This is a genomic window from Variovorax sp. RCC_210 (assembly GCF_041355175.1).
Taxonomy (GTDB): Bacteria; Pseudomonadota; Gammaproteobacteria; order Burkholderiales; family Burkholderiaceae_C; genus Variovorax.
This window is the reverse complement of the sequence record NZ_JBFUPJ010000004.1, coordinates 108,650-123,721: the sequence shown is the minus strand read 5'-3', so window position 1 is coordinate 123,721 and position 15,072 is coordinate 108,650. Positions and strand designations below refer to the sequence as shown.

Below are 15,072 nucleotides of genomic sequence, written 5' to 3'. Positions count from 1 at the left end.
CCCTGGAAAGCCAGCGGCTCAGCCGCGCAGCGACTCGATCAGGTCGATGTACTTCTGCTTGGCTTCGTCGGCGCTCGCACCCTTCTGCGCGGTCCACGCGTCCCACTTGGCGCGCGCGACGATGTCGCTGAAGCTGGGCTTCTTGGCGGTGTTGTCGCCTTCGGTGGCCTGCTTGAAGAGGCCGTAGATCTTCAGCAGCGTGGGGTTGTCGGGGCGCTCGGCGAGCAGCTTGGAGTTGGCCAGGGCGGCTTCGAACTGGGCGTTGAGATCGGACATGGCAAGACGGTGTTGAAAGCGGAAACCGCGGATCTTAAATCGTGCGGTACCCAGGGGTACCGGTGCAGCGCCGCAGGTGTAGCCGCTCAGTCCTTCAGCCCCGCGCGCGCCAGCTCCACGTCCAGCCGTTCGCGCGCGTCCGCCGGCTTCAACGCCGCGGCCTGCTCGTACAGGGCCGTGGCCTCGCCCATGCGCGAGTCGCCGTGCAGCATGAGCAGGGCGCGGGCGTATTCCATCTTGCCGGCGGCGGAATGCGGATGCAGCGCAAGCCCGCGCTCGAACAGCGCCATCGACGTTTCCGCGCGCACGCCGTAGGTCATGCGCCCAACCAGCGCGCCCACCTTGTCGATCACTTCCGCATGGAACGACGCCAGCGCGAGGTGCGCGTCGGCATGGCGCGGCTGCAGTTCGATGACGTGTTCCAGCGCGCCCTTGAGCTTGCTGCCCAGCCCCTGCGCCAGCGCGCGCGCTACGCTGATGCCCTGGCTGTAGCGGCCCAGCGCATAGGCCTGCCAGTACAGCGCCTGGCAGTTGTCGGGTTCGGCCTCGGCCTGTGCGCCGGCGCGTTCGATCACCTGGCGGAACATGGCCAGCCGCACGGCCTCGCGCGGCTCCAGGTAGTTGGCGTAGATGGCCGTGGCCTGGTTGGCCAGCGCCAGGCCCTCGGCGCCGTGCAGCAGGCCGAGCGTGGCGGCGCGTTCGAATTCGCCGCTGTGGTACAGCGCCCAGCCCTCGGCCAGCGGCGAGGTCTCGTCGGGCACGGGCAGCTCGTGGCCGGCATGAAGGCGCGGCCAGTGCGAGGCCACGCTGCGCGCGTCGTAGCGCGGCACGTCGGCCCAGGGCAGGGGCGTCCACGGGTCGGCGTTGGCGGCGGCCGGGTGGGCGGACATCAGCGAGAGCGGTTTGAAGTCGGGGTGGGGCATTTTTTTCTAGACCGCCATGTCGGCACGGGGTGCCGCACTGCTGTTGCTGTTCTTGCCATCCTTGGCGCTGCCGTTGCCGCCGTCCTCGCCGTTGTAGGCATGGCTCAGCGCCAGCAGGTGCCTTCGCTGCTCCCGCCCGAGATAGGGGGCGAGCTGGTGCAGGGTGTGGTGGGCGCCGCGCATGAGCGCGCCCTGCGCATGCGCGGGCTCCAGCGCCTCGCGCGGATTGCGCACGTACTCGTAGCTCAGCCAGTAGGTCAGCACGACCACCATGCTCTGCGCGAGGGTGTCGACCTCGTGCACGTCGATCTCGAGGTGGCCGGCGCGGCTCAGGCCGGCAATCAGCTGGCGGATGGCGCGGGCCTTGTTCTTCAGCACCAGCTGGAACTGCGTTTCCAGGTGCCGGTTCTTGCTGAGCAAGTCGTTCAGGTCGCGGTACAGGAAGCGGTGGCGCCAGATCAGCTCGAACAGCGTGTGCATGAAGAACCATGCGTCCTCCACGTCGTGCACGCCTTCGCTGGCATGCAGCAGCTCGTTGAGCTCGGCCTCGTAGCCTTCGTAGAGCTTGTTGATCAGCTCTTCTTTCGCCGGGTAGTGGTAGTACAGGTTGCCCGGGCTGATGTTGAGTTCGCCCGCCACCAGCGTGGTCGAGACGTTCGGCTCCCCGAAGCGGTTGAACAGGTCCAAAGCGGCTTCGAGGATGCGTTGCGCCGTGCGTCGTGGCGCCTTCTTTGCCATGTCGGTGCCCCCGTTTGTCTCGTGGTCTGTTTGGGGACACTCTAGCGTATGTGCACCGCACCATGGCGGGCGCGGGACATGTTTTGCGGGCCTCGTTTTTTGGTGCGGTGCCGCAATTCGGGCGGGCCGCCGCGGGCCTGCCCAGGCCCGGCGCTTCACGGGCAGATCACCGGCGCTTCAGCCGGCCTTGCTGCGGCGCAAGGTGGTCTTCTTGGGCGCGGAGGCGGTGGGGGCGGCGGTCTTGCGGGTGGCGCCGCGGGTGGCGTTCCGGCTGGCACGCGCGGGGGCGGCTTCCTTGGCGGCGCCGCCGTGCGCTTGCTGCTTCTTCAGTTGCGCCTCGAGCGCATCGACGCGCGCCTGCAGCGCGGCCATGTCGGCGGCGGTGGGGGTGCCCAGCTTTTCGAGCGCGCGCGCCACGCGCTCTTCGAAGATGTTCTCCAGCTTGCCCCACTGGCCGGCGGCCTTGGAGCCGAACTCGCTGGCAAAGCCGGCCATGCGCTGCTGGGCCTGGCTCAGGGTTTCCTCGGCGGCCTGCTGGGTCTTCTTCTGCATGCCGGCACCGTCCTTGACGAGCGCCTCGAAGGCCTTGCTGCCCTCTTGCTGCATCTTGGCGAAGGCACCGAGCCCGGCCAGCCAGATCTGCTGCGCGGAGTCCTTGATGCGGTCGGCGGACTTGCCGTTGGCTTTGCTGTTGTCGTCGCTGCTGTCGCTGTCGTGGGGGCGGGCGGAGGCCATGCGGGGTGTTCCTGGGAGAAAGTGCGAAAAGGTCGAATCGCAGGACTCTAGCCGCCCGATGCCCGCGCGGTTAGAGCTTTCCGCCTAGCCGGTGCACGCGCCCCCTGTGCGGTGCAGTGCGGTGCCGCGCCGCTATGCGGTCAGGGCGTGGCGCCGGCCGCGCGGCTGGCGTCCAGGTGCGCCTTGGCGCGTTCGGCCAGCGCCATTTCGCCGGGCGTGCCGGGCACGAAGGCCTCCACCGGCAGCGGCCGGCCGTGCGAGTCGACCGAGACGAACACGATCAGGCATTCGGTGGTCTTCTCCATCACGCCGCCCTTCATGTCGCCGCTGCGCACTTCCACCGAGATGTTCATGCTGGTGGTGCCGGTGTAGGCCAGGCGGGCTTCCACCTCGACCAGGTCGCCGATCATGATCGGGCGGTGAAAGCGGATGCTGCCGATGAAGGCGGTGACGCAGTAGCGCTTGGCCCAGCTGGTCGCGCAAGCGTAGCCGGCCTCGTCGATCCACTTCATGACCGTGCCGCCGTGGACCTTGCCGCCGAAGTTGACGGTGCTGGGTTCTGCGAGGAATCGCAGGGTGATCGAGGACATGGGGGCCGCCTTGTGTGTAGGGCTGTGGGGTGTGGGGAGCCGCGATTATGCGAGCGCCCGAATACCCGACGGCGCCGCCCGTCGGGCCTGTTTGCCCGCTCGTGCCACCCGTGCCCGTTCGCGCTGGCTCAGCCGCCGCTGAAAAGCTGCGCCAGCGTGCGCCGCAGCCACGCGTTGCCCGGGTCGGCGTGAAAGCGCTCGTGCCAGTGCTGCTTCACCGCGTAGGCGGGCAGGGCGAAGGGCGGCTCCAGCAGCTTCACCGGCTCCTGCGTGGCCAGCACCTGGCCCAGGATGCGCGGCACCACCACGATCAGCTCGGTGTGCGCCACGATGCGCGCCACGCTCAGGAAGCTCGACAGCCGCACCACCACGTCGCGCCGCAGGCCCAGCCGCGCGATGGTGGTGTCGACGATGGCATGCCCGGTGCCCGACGTGGACACCACCGCGTGCGCCTCGGCCTCGAAGCGCTTGCGCGTGAGCTTGTTGCCGCCGATGCGCGGGTGGTTCTGCGCCGCCAGGCAGACGAAGTTCTGCATGAACAGCGTCTGCTGGTAGAAGCCCGCGTCCAGCTGCGGCATGAAGCCCACGGCCAGGTCGACCTCGCCGTCCTGCAGGCGGCGCCCGCTCTGGGTGGAGATGATCTCGGTTTCTATATGCACCCCCGGCGCTTCGTGGCGCAGGTGGTCGAGCAGGCCGGGCAGCAGCACCACCTCGCTGATGTCGGTCATGCACACGCGAAAGCGCCGCTGCGCCTGCGCGGGCTCGAAGCTGCTGCGGTTGCCGCGCGCCTGCGCCAGCTGGGCCAGCACCTCGCGCAGGTGCGGGTAGATGCGCTCGGCATGCGGCGTGGGCTGCATGCCCTGCGCGGTGCGGGTGAAGAGCCGGTCGTCGAAGTGGGCGCGCAGCTTGTTCAGCGCGGTGCTCGCCGCGGCCTGCGCCATGCCCAGCCGCTCGGCCGCCTTGGAGACGTTGCCGGTCTTGTAGACCTCGTCGAACACGGCGAGCCATTCGGTATCGAGCTTGGACATGGTGGGGACGCCGGCGCCTTTTCTTGTGCAACGAAAGCCACCATTATCGAAATTTCGAATTCCTTGTATTGCCCACCAGGCTTGAGGAAATAGTGGTGCGGATCAAGAATCGCGGCACGGAGACACCCACGCCATGAAAACCGCGCCTTCCAACGCCGCCGAGCGCAGCGACTACTACGCCCGCATCCGCCCGCTGAACCTCACGCCGCTGTGGGAATCGCTGCACGCCCTGGTGCCGCGCGAGCCGCAGACGCCCTGCGTGCCCGCCCTGTGGCGCTACGACGAGATCCGCCCGCTGCTGATGGAGTCGGCCGCGCTCATCACCGCCGAGGAGGCCGTGCGCCGCGTGCTGGTGCTGGAGAACCCGGCGCTGCCGGGCAACTCGTCGATCACGCAGTCGATCTACGCGGGGCTGCAGCTCATCATGCCGGGCGAGGTGGCGCCGTCGCACCGCCATGTGCAGTCGGCGCTGCGCTTCATCGTCGACGGCAAGGGCGCGTACACCACGGTGGGCGGCGAGCGCACCACCATGTACCCGGGCGACTTCATCATCACGCCCTCGTGGGCCTGGCACGACCACGGCAACGAGGGCATCGAAGGCGTGAGCGAGCCGGTGGTGTGGCTGGACGGGCTGGACATTCCGATGCTGCGCTTCTTCGACGCCGGCTTCGCCGAGAACGACGACGCCAAGGTGCAGCACGTGGCGCGCCCCGAGGGAAACAGCCTGGCGCGCTTCGGCCACAACATGGTGCCGGTGCGCCACGACCACGCCGCGGCCACCTCGCCCATCTTCAACTACCCCTATGTGCGCAGCCGCGAGGCGCTGGCCCAGTTGGGCCGCCAGGAGGCGCCCGACGCCTGGCTCGGCCACAAGCTGCGCTACATCAACCCGCTGACGGGCGGCTCGCCGATGCCGACCATCTCGACCCAGCTGCAGCTGCTGCCCAAGGGCTTCGCGGGCAAGGCGCACCGCGCCACCGACGGCACCGTGTACAGCGTGGTCGAAGGCCACGGCACGGCGGACATTGCCGGCCAGCGCTTTCACTTCGGCCCGCGCGACACCTTCGTGGTGCCCTCGTGGGCGCCGCTGCGGCTCGCCTCGCCCGACGGGGAGTCGGTGCTGTTCAGCTTCTCCGACCGCCCCGTGCAGCAGGCCATGGGCATCCTGCGCGAGGCCTTCCTCGAAGAGGCCTGAAGCAGCGGCCCCGGCCTTTCGACGCCTTCCGACGCCTTCCGACGCCTCTCAGACCGTTCCGTTTTCCTGTTCGACCGCATGCCGCCGCCCGCGGCAGGAGCCCCCATGTCCATTGCCTCCACCTCCGCAAACAATCCTCCCTCCGTGCTGCTGGTCGGCGGCGGCATCGGCGGCATGGCCGCCGCCCTGGCGCTGGCGCGCATCGGCGTGGCTGTCGACCTGCTGGAGCAGAGCGCCACCATCGGCGAGATCGGCGCCGGCCTGCAACTGGGCCCCAACGCCTTCGCCGCGCTCGACGCGCTGGGCGTGGGCGAGGCGGTGCGCCGGGGCTCGGTGTTCACCGACCGGCTGGTGATGATGGACGCCGTCGACTGCGGCGAAGTGGCCTCGGTGCCGGTGGGCGAGGCCTTTCGCGCGCGCTTTCGCAACCCGTACGCGGTGAGCCACCGCGCCGACCTGCATGGCGCCATCCACGAGGCGGTGAAGCAGCACCCGCTCATTCGCTTCCACACCTCGGCGCAGGTCGCGCACGTCGACATGGGCGCCCAGGGCGTCACGGCCGTGACGCAGGACGGCCGGCGCTTCAAGGCCGACGCCATCGTCGGCTGCGACGGCGTGAAGTCGGTGGTGCGCGCGCGGCTCATCGGCGATGCGCCGCGCGTGTCGGGCCATGTGGTGTACCGCGCCGTGGTGCCCGCGGCCGACATGCCCGCCGACCTGCGCTGGAACGCGCCCGTGGTGTGGGCCGGCCCCGACTGCCACCTGGTGCACTACCCGCTGCGCCACGGCGAGCAATACAACCTGGTCGTCACCTTCCACAGCCGCGAGCGCGAAGAGTGGGGCGTGAGCGACGGCAGCAAGGAAGAAGTGCTGTCGTACTTCGAGGGCGTGCATGCGCGGCCGCGCCAGCTGCTCGACCGCCCGACCTCGTGGCGCCGCTGGAGCACCGCCGACCGCGACCCGGTCGCGCGCTGGAGCGAGGGCCCGGCCACGCTGCTGGGCGACGCGGCGCATCCCATGATGCAGTACCTGGCGCAGGGCGCCTGCATGGCGCTGGAAGACGCGGTGACGCTCGGCGAGGCCGTGAAGGCCTGCGGCTTCGACATGCCCGCCGCCTTCAAGCTGTACGAGGCGGCGCGTGTCGCCCGCACGGCGCGCGTGGTGCTGTCGGTGCGCGAAATGGGGCGGCTGTACCACGCCAAGGGCGTGGAGCGGCTGGTGCGCAACAGCCTGTGGGTGGGCCGCCCGCCCGAACGCTTCTACGATGCCGTCGAGTGGCTCTACGCCTGGCGGCCCGAGCATTGCCTGGAGGACGCACCCGGGGCGCTGCGGCCCCGGGGCGTTGCAATGGCGGAACCCGCCGCCGCGCTTTCGCCGCACTGACACCTGTTTCTTTCATCATCCATAACCAATAACCATCGAGGCGACCATTCCAGGTCAAGCCCAGGAGACAAACGACATGATTTTTTCGCGCGCACTGCTCACCGGCGTCCTTGCCCTCTCGGCGGCCACGGGCGCCCAAGCCCAAGTCCAGACACAGGCCGGCGACTACCCCAGCAAGCCCGTGACCCTGGTCACCCCCTTCGCGGCCGGCAGCGGCCCCGACGCCGTGCTGCGCCTGGTCTCCGACAAACTCTCGCGCCTGTGGAACCAGCGCGTGCTCGTGGACAACAAGCCCGGCGGCGGCGGCTTCATCGCCATCGACCAGGCCCGCCGCGCCGCGCCCGACGGCTACACGCTGCTGCAGCTCGACAGCGAGCACATCGCCGCGCTGCCGCACCTGTACAAGTCGAAGAACTTCGTCACGCTGCAGCACTTCGACCCGGTCGCCTCGCTGTTTCGCACGCCCTTCTTCGTGGCCGTGGCGAGCGACTCGAAGTGGAAGAACATGAGCGACCTGATCGCCGCGGCCAAGGCCGATCCCGAGGGCGTGGTCTACGGCTCGTGGGGCGTGGGCAGCCCGGGCCACCTGGGCGCCCAGCAGCTCGAGGCGCTCACCGGCGTGCGCATGCGCCACGCGCCGTACCGCGAGGTGTCGCAGCTGTTCGCCAACGTGGGCGCGGGCGAGGTGCCGTGGAGCTTCGCCAGCATTCCGTCGAGCCAGGGCATCTACAAGGCCGGCAAGCTGCGCTACCTGGCCATTGCCGCGCCTCGGCGCATCCCGCAGATGCCCGACGTGCCCACCATGGCCGAGGCCGGCGGCCCGGCCTCGCTGGAGGTCAATTCGTTCGTGTCGCTGCTCGTGCCCAAGGGCGTGCCGGCGGCCATCAAGGCGAAGATCAATGCCGACGTGGCCAAGGTCATCGCCGACCCCGAGATTCGCGCCCGCTTCGACACCTTCGCCTTCGAGCCGCTGGCCTGGTCGCCCGAGGAAATCGAGCGCAATGCCGAGGCCAAGTCGAAGGTGTACGGCGAGCTGGTGCGCAGGGGCAACATCAGCCTCGAATAGCGCAGGCCGCGCCTTGCCCAGGGCTTTGCCCGGCAGTTAAGCTGGCCTTCTTTGTTTTTTGACAATTTTTCACACTTTTCCATGCACGCCACCAAGAGAGCCCTCCTGATTGCCTGCGGCCTGGCCGCCGCCACCGTGTTGCCCCTGACCGCCAGCGCGCAGAACGCCGCCTGGCCGACCAAGCCCATTCGCCTGCTGGTGGGCTTTCCTGGTGGCTCCAGCCCCGACATCGCGGCGCGCACCATCGCCGAGCCGCTGTCCAAGGCGCTGGGCCAGCCCATCGTGGTGGACAACAAGGCCGGCGCCTCGGGCAACATCGCGGCCGACCAGGTGGCCAAGGCCACCGACGACCACACGCTGGGCGTCGTCATCAACGGCAACCTGACCTCCTCGAAGATGCTGTACGCCAAGCTGCCGTACGACCCGGTCAAGGACTTCACCTACCTCTCGCTGCTGGCGACCGCGCCGCTGGTGCTGGTGGCGCAGAACAACCTGCCCTCGGGCACCGCCTTCTTCGACGCGGGGCGCAAGGCCGGCGACAAGTGGAACTACGGCTCGGTGGGCATCGGCTCGGTCGGCCACCTGGGCATGGAACTGCTGAAGACGCGCGTGCCCGGCTTCAAGCCCGAGCACGTGCCCTACCAGGGCAACCCGCAGGTCATCACCGCCATGCTGGGCGACCAGGTGCAGATGGGCCTGATCCCCCCGGGCGTGGCCATGCCGCAGATCAAGGCCGGCAAGCTCAAGGCCATCGGCCTCACCGGCGGGCGCAGCGCGCTGGTGCCCGAGATTCCGCCGCTGGCCGACGCCGGCGTGAAGGACTTCAGCCTCGAGGTGTGGGTGGCGCTGCTCGGCCCGGCCAACCTGTCGAAGACCGCGCAGGCGCGCATCAGCAGCTCGCTCGAGGTGGTCATGAAAGACCCCGAGGTGCGCCGCAAGCTGTTCGAGCAGGGCTGGCAGGCCGTGGGCACCTCGCCGGACGGCATGCGCACGCGCGTGACCGAAGAGGCCGCCATCATGACCAAGATCATTTCCGCCCGCGGCATCAAGCTCCAGTGATGACTGCGAAGACCTTGCATGAACCGGCGCGCGAGCTGCCGGTGTTCGGCGACTACGACGTGGTCGTGGTCGGCGGCGGCCCCGCCGGCATCGCCGCGGCCGTGAGCGCTGCGCGCCACGGCGCCAGCACGCTGCTGGTGGAGCGCTACGGCTTTCTCGGCGGCATGGGCACCGCCGGCGGCGTGACCAACTTCGCGGGCCTGTACGGCAAGCGCAAGGGCGAGATGACGCAGCTGGTGCACGGCGTGGTCGACGAGCTCATCGAGCGCATCGCCGCGCTCAACGGCATGAACGACCCGCAGAACGGCATGGGCGGGCGCATCTGCGTGCGCTCGTACGACACCTCGGCGTACAAGCTCGCGGCCGACCAGCTGCTGCAGGCCGCCGGCGTGAAGCTGCTGTTCCATGCGTACGCGGCCGCGGTGGTGCGCGACGGCAACCGCATCACGGCGCTGGTGGTGGAGACCAAGTCGGGCCGCCAGGCCCTGCGCGCCAACGCCTTCATCGACGCCAGCGGCGACGCGGACGTGGCCGCCTTTGCCGGCGTGCCCTTCGAGGTGGGCGACGGCCACGGCAGCGGGCTGTTCCCGACCACCATGTTCCGCATCGGCCAGGTCGACGCGCCGGCCGCGCTGGAGGCGGTGGGCGAGTTCAAGGCCATCAACGACTTCATGGCGCGCGCCGAGGCGCAGAAGCCGGGCGTGTACAAGTTTCCGCGCGAAGGCGCCATCCTGCGCCCGAACAAGGACCCGCGCGAGTGGCGCGCCAACGTCACGCAAATTCGCAATGCCCAGGGCCGCGCGATGAACGGCGTGGATGCGCAGGAGCTCACCGACGGCGAGCTCGAGGGCCGCCGCCAGATCACCGAGTATTTCAAGTTCCTGAAGGCCGAGGTGCCGGGCTTCGCGCAGTCGGCCATCGTGGAGATCGCGCCGCAGGTCGGCATCCGCGAAACGCGGCGCATCCAGGGCCTGTACGCGCTGCAGCGCGAGGACATCCTGGGTTCGGCCAGGTTCGACGACAACATCGGCCTGAACGCCTGGCCGATGGAAATGCACGCCGACGGCCGCATCGAGTGGGCCTTTCCGCGCGACGAAGCCAACGCCTACAACCACCTGCCGTGGCGCATGCTGGTGCCGCAGGCGATCGACAACCTGCTGGTGGCGGGGCGCTGCGCGTCGATGACGCACGAGGGCCAGTCGGCCGCGCGCGCGAGCGGCGGCTGCTTCGTCATGGGGCAGGCCGCGGGCACCGCGGCGGCCACGCTGGGCAGCGCCAATTTCGCGCAGGTCGACGTGCCGGCGCTGCAGAAGAAGCTGCTGGCCGACGGCGCCGACCTGGACCGCTGAGCGCTCAGCGCTCCGCGCGCACGGGATGCGGCTAGAGTCCGGGGCTTGAAAAACTCGAATCCCGGACGAAACGTGCACCTTCTTTCGTTGCCTTCGCTGGCGCCCGCCGCACGCCGCATCTTCCTGGCGCTGTCGTGCGCCGCATTCGGCCTGCTGCAGGTGGGCTGCGCCAGCACCCCCGAGGGCGACCCGGTCCACGGCAAGGACCGCATCGTGAGCTTCCTGGCGGCCAAGGACGGCCGCAAGGTGGCCATTGCCGGCGAGAAGTACCACTACGTGTTCGACGGCGACCCCTCGGTGGCGGCGCTGCTGCGCTGGAGCGGCCGCGCCAAGGTCACGCCCGCGCTCATCGGCGAGTTCAAGGTGGCGCGCAACCAGAGCTTCGAAGGCCAGTACGTGCTGATGGCGTTCGACGCCGACCTCACGCCCGAAGACCGCAGCTTTCTCGTGCAGACCGGCTTCGCCAAGGCCGAGGTGAAGTACGGCGACCGCACGGGCCCCGTGCTGCGCTACTTCGGCACCGTGTACGGCAAGCGCTACGAGGCGGCGGCGCTGAAGCCGGCCGACAAGGTCGACTTCTCGCGGCGCTACGACCTGAGCTACGTGGAGCAGGAGACGCTGAGCGCCCCCTTCTCCAAGGCCGCGCCTTCGCCGCTGGCGTACGCGGACGACGGCTCGGCGCTGCTGGACGGCGTGCCGGTGCGCGTGGTGCAGGGCGGCACCGACTTCAGCTGCCGCGCGAAGTACATGGACATCTGCTTCTTCAGGTAGCCCGGCCGTGACCCGGCTGCAAGCGCGCCCGGTCGCCGGCTGACCGGGCCGCGACAGCCCGCGGGCCCGGGCTTTGCTATGGTCGTGGGTTGCCTTTTTGCCAGCCCGCATTGTTTTCCCGATGACCACCGACCCCACCACCGCCTCCCGCCTCGTCCACGAACTCGTCGCGCTCATGCAGCTCGAACCCCTGGGCGGCGACCGTTTCCTCGCCCAGAGCGAGGACATCGGCACCCCCGCCGTCTTCGGCGGGCAGGTGCTCGGCCAGTCGCTGATGGCCGCCAGCCTCACCGTGGGCGCCGAGCGCCCGGTGCATTCCATGCACGCCTACTTCCTGCTGCCGGGCGAGCATGCGCCCATCGAGTACAGCGTCGACCGCGTGCGCGACGGCCGCAGCTTCACCACCCGCCATGTGGTGGCGCGCCAGCAGGAGCGCATCATCTTCGAGATGTCGGCCTCGTTCCAGACCGTGGACGACGGCGTCGAGCACCAGTTCGACATGCCCGAGGTGGCCGGCCCCGACGGCCTTGCCAGCGAGCTCGACCAGCGCATCGCCCTGGGCGACCGCCTGCCCGAACCGTGGCGCGCCAAGGCCACGCAGCCGCACGGCATCGAGTACCGCCGCGTCGACCCCGAGGACCTGATCGCCCCCGCCGTGCGCCCGACCTCGGCGCAAAGCGCCATCTGGATGCGCGCCATCGCGCCGCTGCCCGATGACCCCATGGTGCACCGCGCGTTGCTGGCCTACGCCTCCGACCACGGCCTGCTGCGCGCGGCCATGCTGCCGCACGGCCTGAGCTTCATGAGCGGCCAGGTGCGCCCCGCCAGCCTCGACCACGCAATGTGGTTCCACCGCGATTTCCGCATGGACGAATGGCTGCTGTACGTGCTCGACTCGCCCAGCGCCGGCGGCGCGCGCGGCCTGTGCCGCGGCAGCCTCTATGCGCGCGATGGGCGGCTGGTGGCGTCGGCGGCGCAGGAGGGGATGCTGCGCATCAGGAAGCCGGCGGCGCGATAGCGCCTGTCGCCCCTGCGTTCCCTCCGGGCTCGTTCATGAGCGTGGGCGGCAGCCCGTCGCGCGTGCGCTCGTCGAGCAGCCGCTGGTAGTTGTCGCGCAGCAGGATGCCCGCGTAGTACACGTGCTCGCGCATCAGCTGCTCGGCGCGCGCGGCGTCCCCTGAAATCACGGCCTGCACGATGCGGTGGTGGTCGTCGTGCGAGCGCAGGATCACGCCGTGGTCGTTCCACAGCATGATGCGGTCCGACGCGAAAGGCACCGCCTGCGCCTGCGCGCCGAAGCGCATCACCCACGGGTTGCGCGCCCCGTGCATCAGCGTGTTGTGCAGCTTCACGTTCATCTGCTGGTAGGGCGCCAGGTCTTCCAGCAGCAGCTGGCCCTTGGCCAGTATCTCGTCGCCTTCGCGCAGGCACTCGCGCAGCAGCGCGGCCGTGGCGTCGTCCACCCCCAGCGCGGCAAAGCGCCGGCAGGCCAGCCCCTCCAGCACCGAGCGCACCTCGTACGCCGCGAGGATGTCTTCGAGCGCGAACGAGCGCACCAGGTAGCCCTTCTTCGGCTGGTGGTCGATCAGCCCTTCCATCGCCAGCGCGGCCAGCGCGGCGCGCACCGGCGTGCGCGACACCTTGAGGCTTTCCGCAATGGGCACCTCCTCCACGCGCATGCCCGGCGAAAGCCGCCCGTGAAGGATCCAGGTGCGCAGCGTCTCTGTGACTTGTTGGGAGAGTGTGTCCATGTCAGGTATACATGATGCCCGTGAATTGGGACGATAGTTCGAGTTATTAGGGAAAACGAGGGCGCACAAGAAGGTTCATGTATACACAATGCGACCCTCGATCAACTTTCAAGCTGCCCCCGGGCGGCCCGGAGACCTTGCAGCCCATGGCGGAACATCATGCACAACCCAACGGCCGGCTGGCCCTCGTGACCGGCGGCGGCCGGGGCATCGGCGAGGCCGTGTGCCGCCGGCTCGCGGCCAGCGGCTTTCGCGTGGTCGTGGCCGACATCGACGGCGACAACGCGCGCAAGGTGGCGCAGTCGCTGGGCGGCGGCCACCAGTTCCGCCAGTTCGACGTGAGCGACGAGGCCGCGGTCGAGGCCGCGTTCGACGCCATCGAGGCCGACCTGGGCCCGGTGGCCGCGCTGGTCTGCGTGGCCGGCGTGCTGCTGATGCCGGGCGGCGAGCGTTCGCTCATCAAGGACACCACGCTCGAAGACTGGGAACGCACCTTCGCCGTGAACGCGCGCAGCGTGTTCCTCTGCGGGCGCGCCTACCTGCGCCGGCGCGAGGCCGCGCCGGTGGCGCACGGGCGCATCGTCACCTTCGGCTCGGTGGCCGCGCAGCTCGGCGGCTACCGCTCGAGCGCCACCTACATCGGCGCCAAGTCGGCGGTGCTGGGCCTCACCAAGGCCATGGCGCGCGAGTCGGCGCACCTGGGCGTCACGGTCAACTCGGTGGCGCCGGGCCTCATCGACACCGACATGCTGCGCGGCACCGTGCAGAGCAGCGGCGCGCTCACGGCCGCGGCCGCCAACATTCCGCTCGGGCGCATCGGCACGGTGGACGACGTGGCCGGCGCGGTCGACTACCTGCTCTCGGAGCAGGCGGCGTACATCACGGGCAACGTGATCGACGTCAACGGCGGCTACCGCATGCAGTAGGCCGGCCGGGTTTTCTTTCACTCACTCGATTCCAACGGAGACACGCTCATGAAAAAGAATTTCCTGGTTTCTGCACTGGCACCCATGGCCCTGGGCGCGGCGCTGTGCGCCGTCGCGGGCGCCGCCTTCGCGCAGGCCGAGCCCGGCCTCACCGACAAGACCATCAAGATCGGCATGTTCTCGCCGATGTCGGGCGCGTCGATGAACTACGGCTTCGACGTCATCAACGCCGCGAAGATGTACTACGACAAGATCAACAAGGAAGGCGGCGTGAACGGCCGCAAGATCGAGCTCGTGGTGGAAGACGACCGCTGCAACGCCAACGACCTGCTGGCCGCGGTGAAGAAGCTGACCGAGCAGGACCAGGTGTTCCTGCTGAACGGCGGCTCCTGCTCGGCCGCGGTGGTGGGCGCGCGCGAATACGTGGAGCGCGCGAAGATTCCGCTGGTGATGCTCAACGCCTCGGGCGACGGCGCGCTGTACCCGCCGTCGAAGTACATCTACGGCGCCTTCTCCATCTCGCAACACGCCGTGGGCGGCTCCATGGTGCAGTTCGCCAGCGAGCAGCTCAAGGCGAAGAAGATTGGCTACATCAACCACGACGACGCCTACGGCGGCTGGAACCTGGAGTCGGCCCAGGCGCAGGCCAAGGCGCTCGGCGGCATCGACCTGCAGGTGCAGTCGGTCAACCCGAACATCACCGACGTGACGGCGCCCATGCTGAAGATCAAGGCGGCCAACCCCGACGTGCTGCTGCTCACCACCTACGCGCGGCCCGTGAGCCTGATCGTCAAGCGCGCCTTCGAGCTGGGCTTCAACAAGCCTATCGTGCTGGCCGTGAACTCCACCGCCGACCTGAAGCAGCTGGTGGAAAACGTGGGCAACAAGGACGCCTTCAAGAACGTCTACATCCAGGAAGTGCTGGCCGACGTGCCCGGCGGCCCCAAGCTGAAGTGGGTGTACGACATGTACAAGGCCGCCTACCCCGACCTGGCCTCCAAGCCCGGCTACCCGCAGGCCTACATGCCCTACGGCATCCCCTCGGCCATGGCCGTGGTCAACGCACTGAAGGCCGCGGGCCCCAGCCCCACGCGCGAGAAGGTGCTCACGGCGCTGTCGACCATGAAGTTCGACTCCGGCGTGATGGCCGGCCCCATCGAGTTCGGCCCCGACGACCGCGCCGCGCAGGAGTCGGCCATCTACATCAAGTTCGACGGCAGCAGCATGGCGCTGGTGCCCGGCAGCTACAAGAGCGTGTGGAAGTACAAGCCCTGAGGGCGCG

At 69.3% G+C, this 15,072-nt stretch carries 16 protein-coding genes; 9 read left to right on the top strand and 7 right to left on the bottom strand.

Translation table 11 applies throughout. The features are described 5' to 3' along the window. Positions 1-18: 18 nt before the first annotated feature. From AB6807_RS15430 to AB6807_RS15405, 6 genes are all read right to left on the bottom strand, one after another. Complete coding sequence (locus AB6807_RS15430) at positions 19-276, bottom strand: acyl-CoA-binding protein (RefSeq protein ID WP_371085269.1); 258 nt, start codon at positions 274-276, stop codon at positions 19-21. 86 nt (positions 277-362) lie between these two features. Continuing rightward, complete coding sequence (locus tag AB6807_RS15425) at positions 363-1,199, bottom strand: hypothetical protein (RefSeq protein ID WP_207786757.1); 837 nt, start codon at positions 1,197-1,199, stop codon at positions 363-365. Between the two features lie 6 nt (positions 1,200-1,205). Next, complete coding sequence (locus AB6807_RS15420; RefSeq protein WP_371085268.1) at positions 1,206-1,937, bottom strand: TetR/AcrR family transcriptional regulator; 732 nt, start codon at positions 1,935-1,937, stop codon at positions 1,206-1,208. A gap of 177 nt (positions 1,938-2,114) precedes the next feature. Beyond that, a complete protein-coding gene (locus AB6807_RS15415; protein WP_371085267.1) occupies positions 2,115-2,672 on the bottom strand; it encodes a phasin family protein in 558 nt (185 codons plus the stop codon). 140 nt (positions 2,673-2,812) lie between these two features. Beyond that, the gene (locus AB6807_RS15410) at positions 2,813-3,262 is read right to left on the bottom strand and encodes an acyl-CoA thioesterase (protein ID WP_108139880.1); all 450 of its coding nucleotides are present in this window, start codon (positions 3,260-3,262) and stop codon (positions 2,813-2,815) included. Between the two features lie 128 nt (positions 3,263-3,390). Next, positions 3,391-4,290 (bottom strand): LysR family transcriptional regulator, encoded by a 900-nt coding sequence (locus AB6807_RS15405; RefSeq protein WP_116911425.1) that lies wholly within the window; start codon positions 4,288-4,290, stop codon positions 3,391-3,393. Positions 4,291-4,423: 133 nt separating this feature from the next. Here AB6807_RS15405 and gtdA point away from each other — a divergent pair, with 133 nt between their 5' ends. The 7 genes from gtdA (at position 4,424) to AB6807_RS15370 (ending at position 12,131) form a co-directional block, all read left to right on the top strand. After that, the gene (gene gtdA, locus AB6807_RS15400; protein WP_371085266.1) at positions 4,424-5,485 is read left to right on the top strand and encodes a gentisate 1,2-dioxygenase; all 1,062 of its coding nucleotides are present in this window, start codon (positions 4,424-4,426) and stop codon (positions 5,483-5,485) included. A gap of 105 nt (positions 5,486-5,590) precedes the next feature. Beyond that, positions 5,591-6,868, top strand: coding sequence for a 3-hydroxybenzoate 6-monooxygenase (locus tag AB6807_RS15395; RefSeq protein ID WP_371085265.1), 1,278 nt, complete (start codon positions 5,591-5,593; stop codon positions 6,866-6,868). Between the two features lie 76 nt (positions 6,869-6,944). Further along, positions 6,945-7,934, top strand: a complete 990-nt coding sequence (locus AB6807_RS15390; protein WP_371085264.1) for a Bug family tripartite tricarboxylate transporter substrate binding protein — start codon at positions 6,945-6,947, stop codon at positions 7,932-7,934. 81 nt (positions 7,935-8,015) lie between these two features. Then, on the top strand, positions 8,016-8,993 hold the full coding sequence (locus tag AB6807_RS15385) for a Bug family tripartite tricarboxylate transporter substrate binding protein (RefSeq protein WP_371085263.1): 978 nt from the start codon (positions 8,016-8,018) through the stop codon (positions 8,991-8,993). Next, positions 8,993-10,342, top strand: a complete 1,350-nt coding sequence (locus AB6807_RS15380) for an FAD-dependent oxidoreductase (RefSeq protein WP_371085262.1) — start codon at positions 8,993-8,995, stop codon at positions 10,340-10,342. The genes AB6807_RS15385 and AB6807_RS15380 overlap by 1 nt, the downstream gene beginning before the upstream one ends. A gap of 72 nt (positions 10,343-10,414) precedes the next feature. Beyond that, positions 10,415-11,113: a hypothetical protein gene (locus AB6807_RS15375; RefSeq protein WP_371085261.1), complete on the top strand. Its 699-nt coding sequence runs from the start codon at positions 10,415-10,417 to the stop codon at positions 11,111-11,113. A gap of 121 nt (positions 11,114-11,234) precedes the next feature. After that, on the top strand, positions 11,235-12,131 hold the full coding sequence (locus AB6807_RS15370; protein ID WP_371085260.1) for an acyl-CoA thioesterase: 897 nt from the start codon (positions 11,235-11,237) through the stop codon (positions 12,129-12,131). On the opposite strand, the gene AB6807_RS15365 is transcribed toward AB6807_RS15370, so the two are convergent. Beyond that, on the bottom strand, positions 12,109-12,864 hold the full coding sequence (locus AB6807_RS15365; RefSeq protein WP_371085259.1) for a GntR family transcriptional regulator: 756 nt from the start codon (positions 12,862-12,864) through the stop codon (positions 12,109-12,111). The two genes, AB6807_RS15370 and AB6807_RS15365, sit on opposite strands and share 23 nt — an antisense overlap. A gap of 146 nt (positions 12,865-13,010) precedes the next feature. Here AB6807_RS15365 and AB6807_RS15360 point away from each other — a divergent pair, with 146 nt between their 5' ends. After that, positions 13,011-13,790, top strand: a complete 780-nt coding sequence (locus tag AB6807_RS15360; RefSeq protein ID WP_371085258.1) for an SDR family NAD(P)-dependent oxidoreductase — start codon at positions 13,011-13,013, stop codon at positions 13,788-13,790. Between the two features lie 48 nt (positions 13,791-13,838). Continuing rightward, positions 13,839-15,065, top strand: a complete 1,227-nt coding sequence (locus AB6807_RS15355; RefSeq protein WP_371085257.1) for an ABC transporter substrate-binding protein — start codon at positions 13,839-13,841, stop codon at positions 15,063-15,065. Positions 15,066-15,072 lie beyond the last annotated feature (7 nt).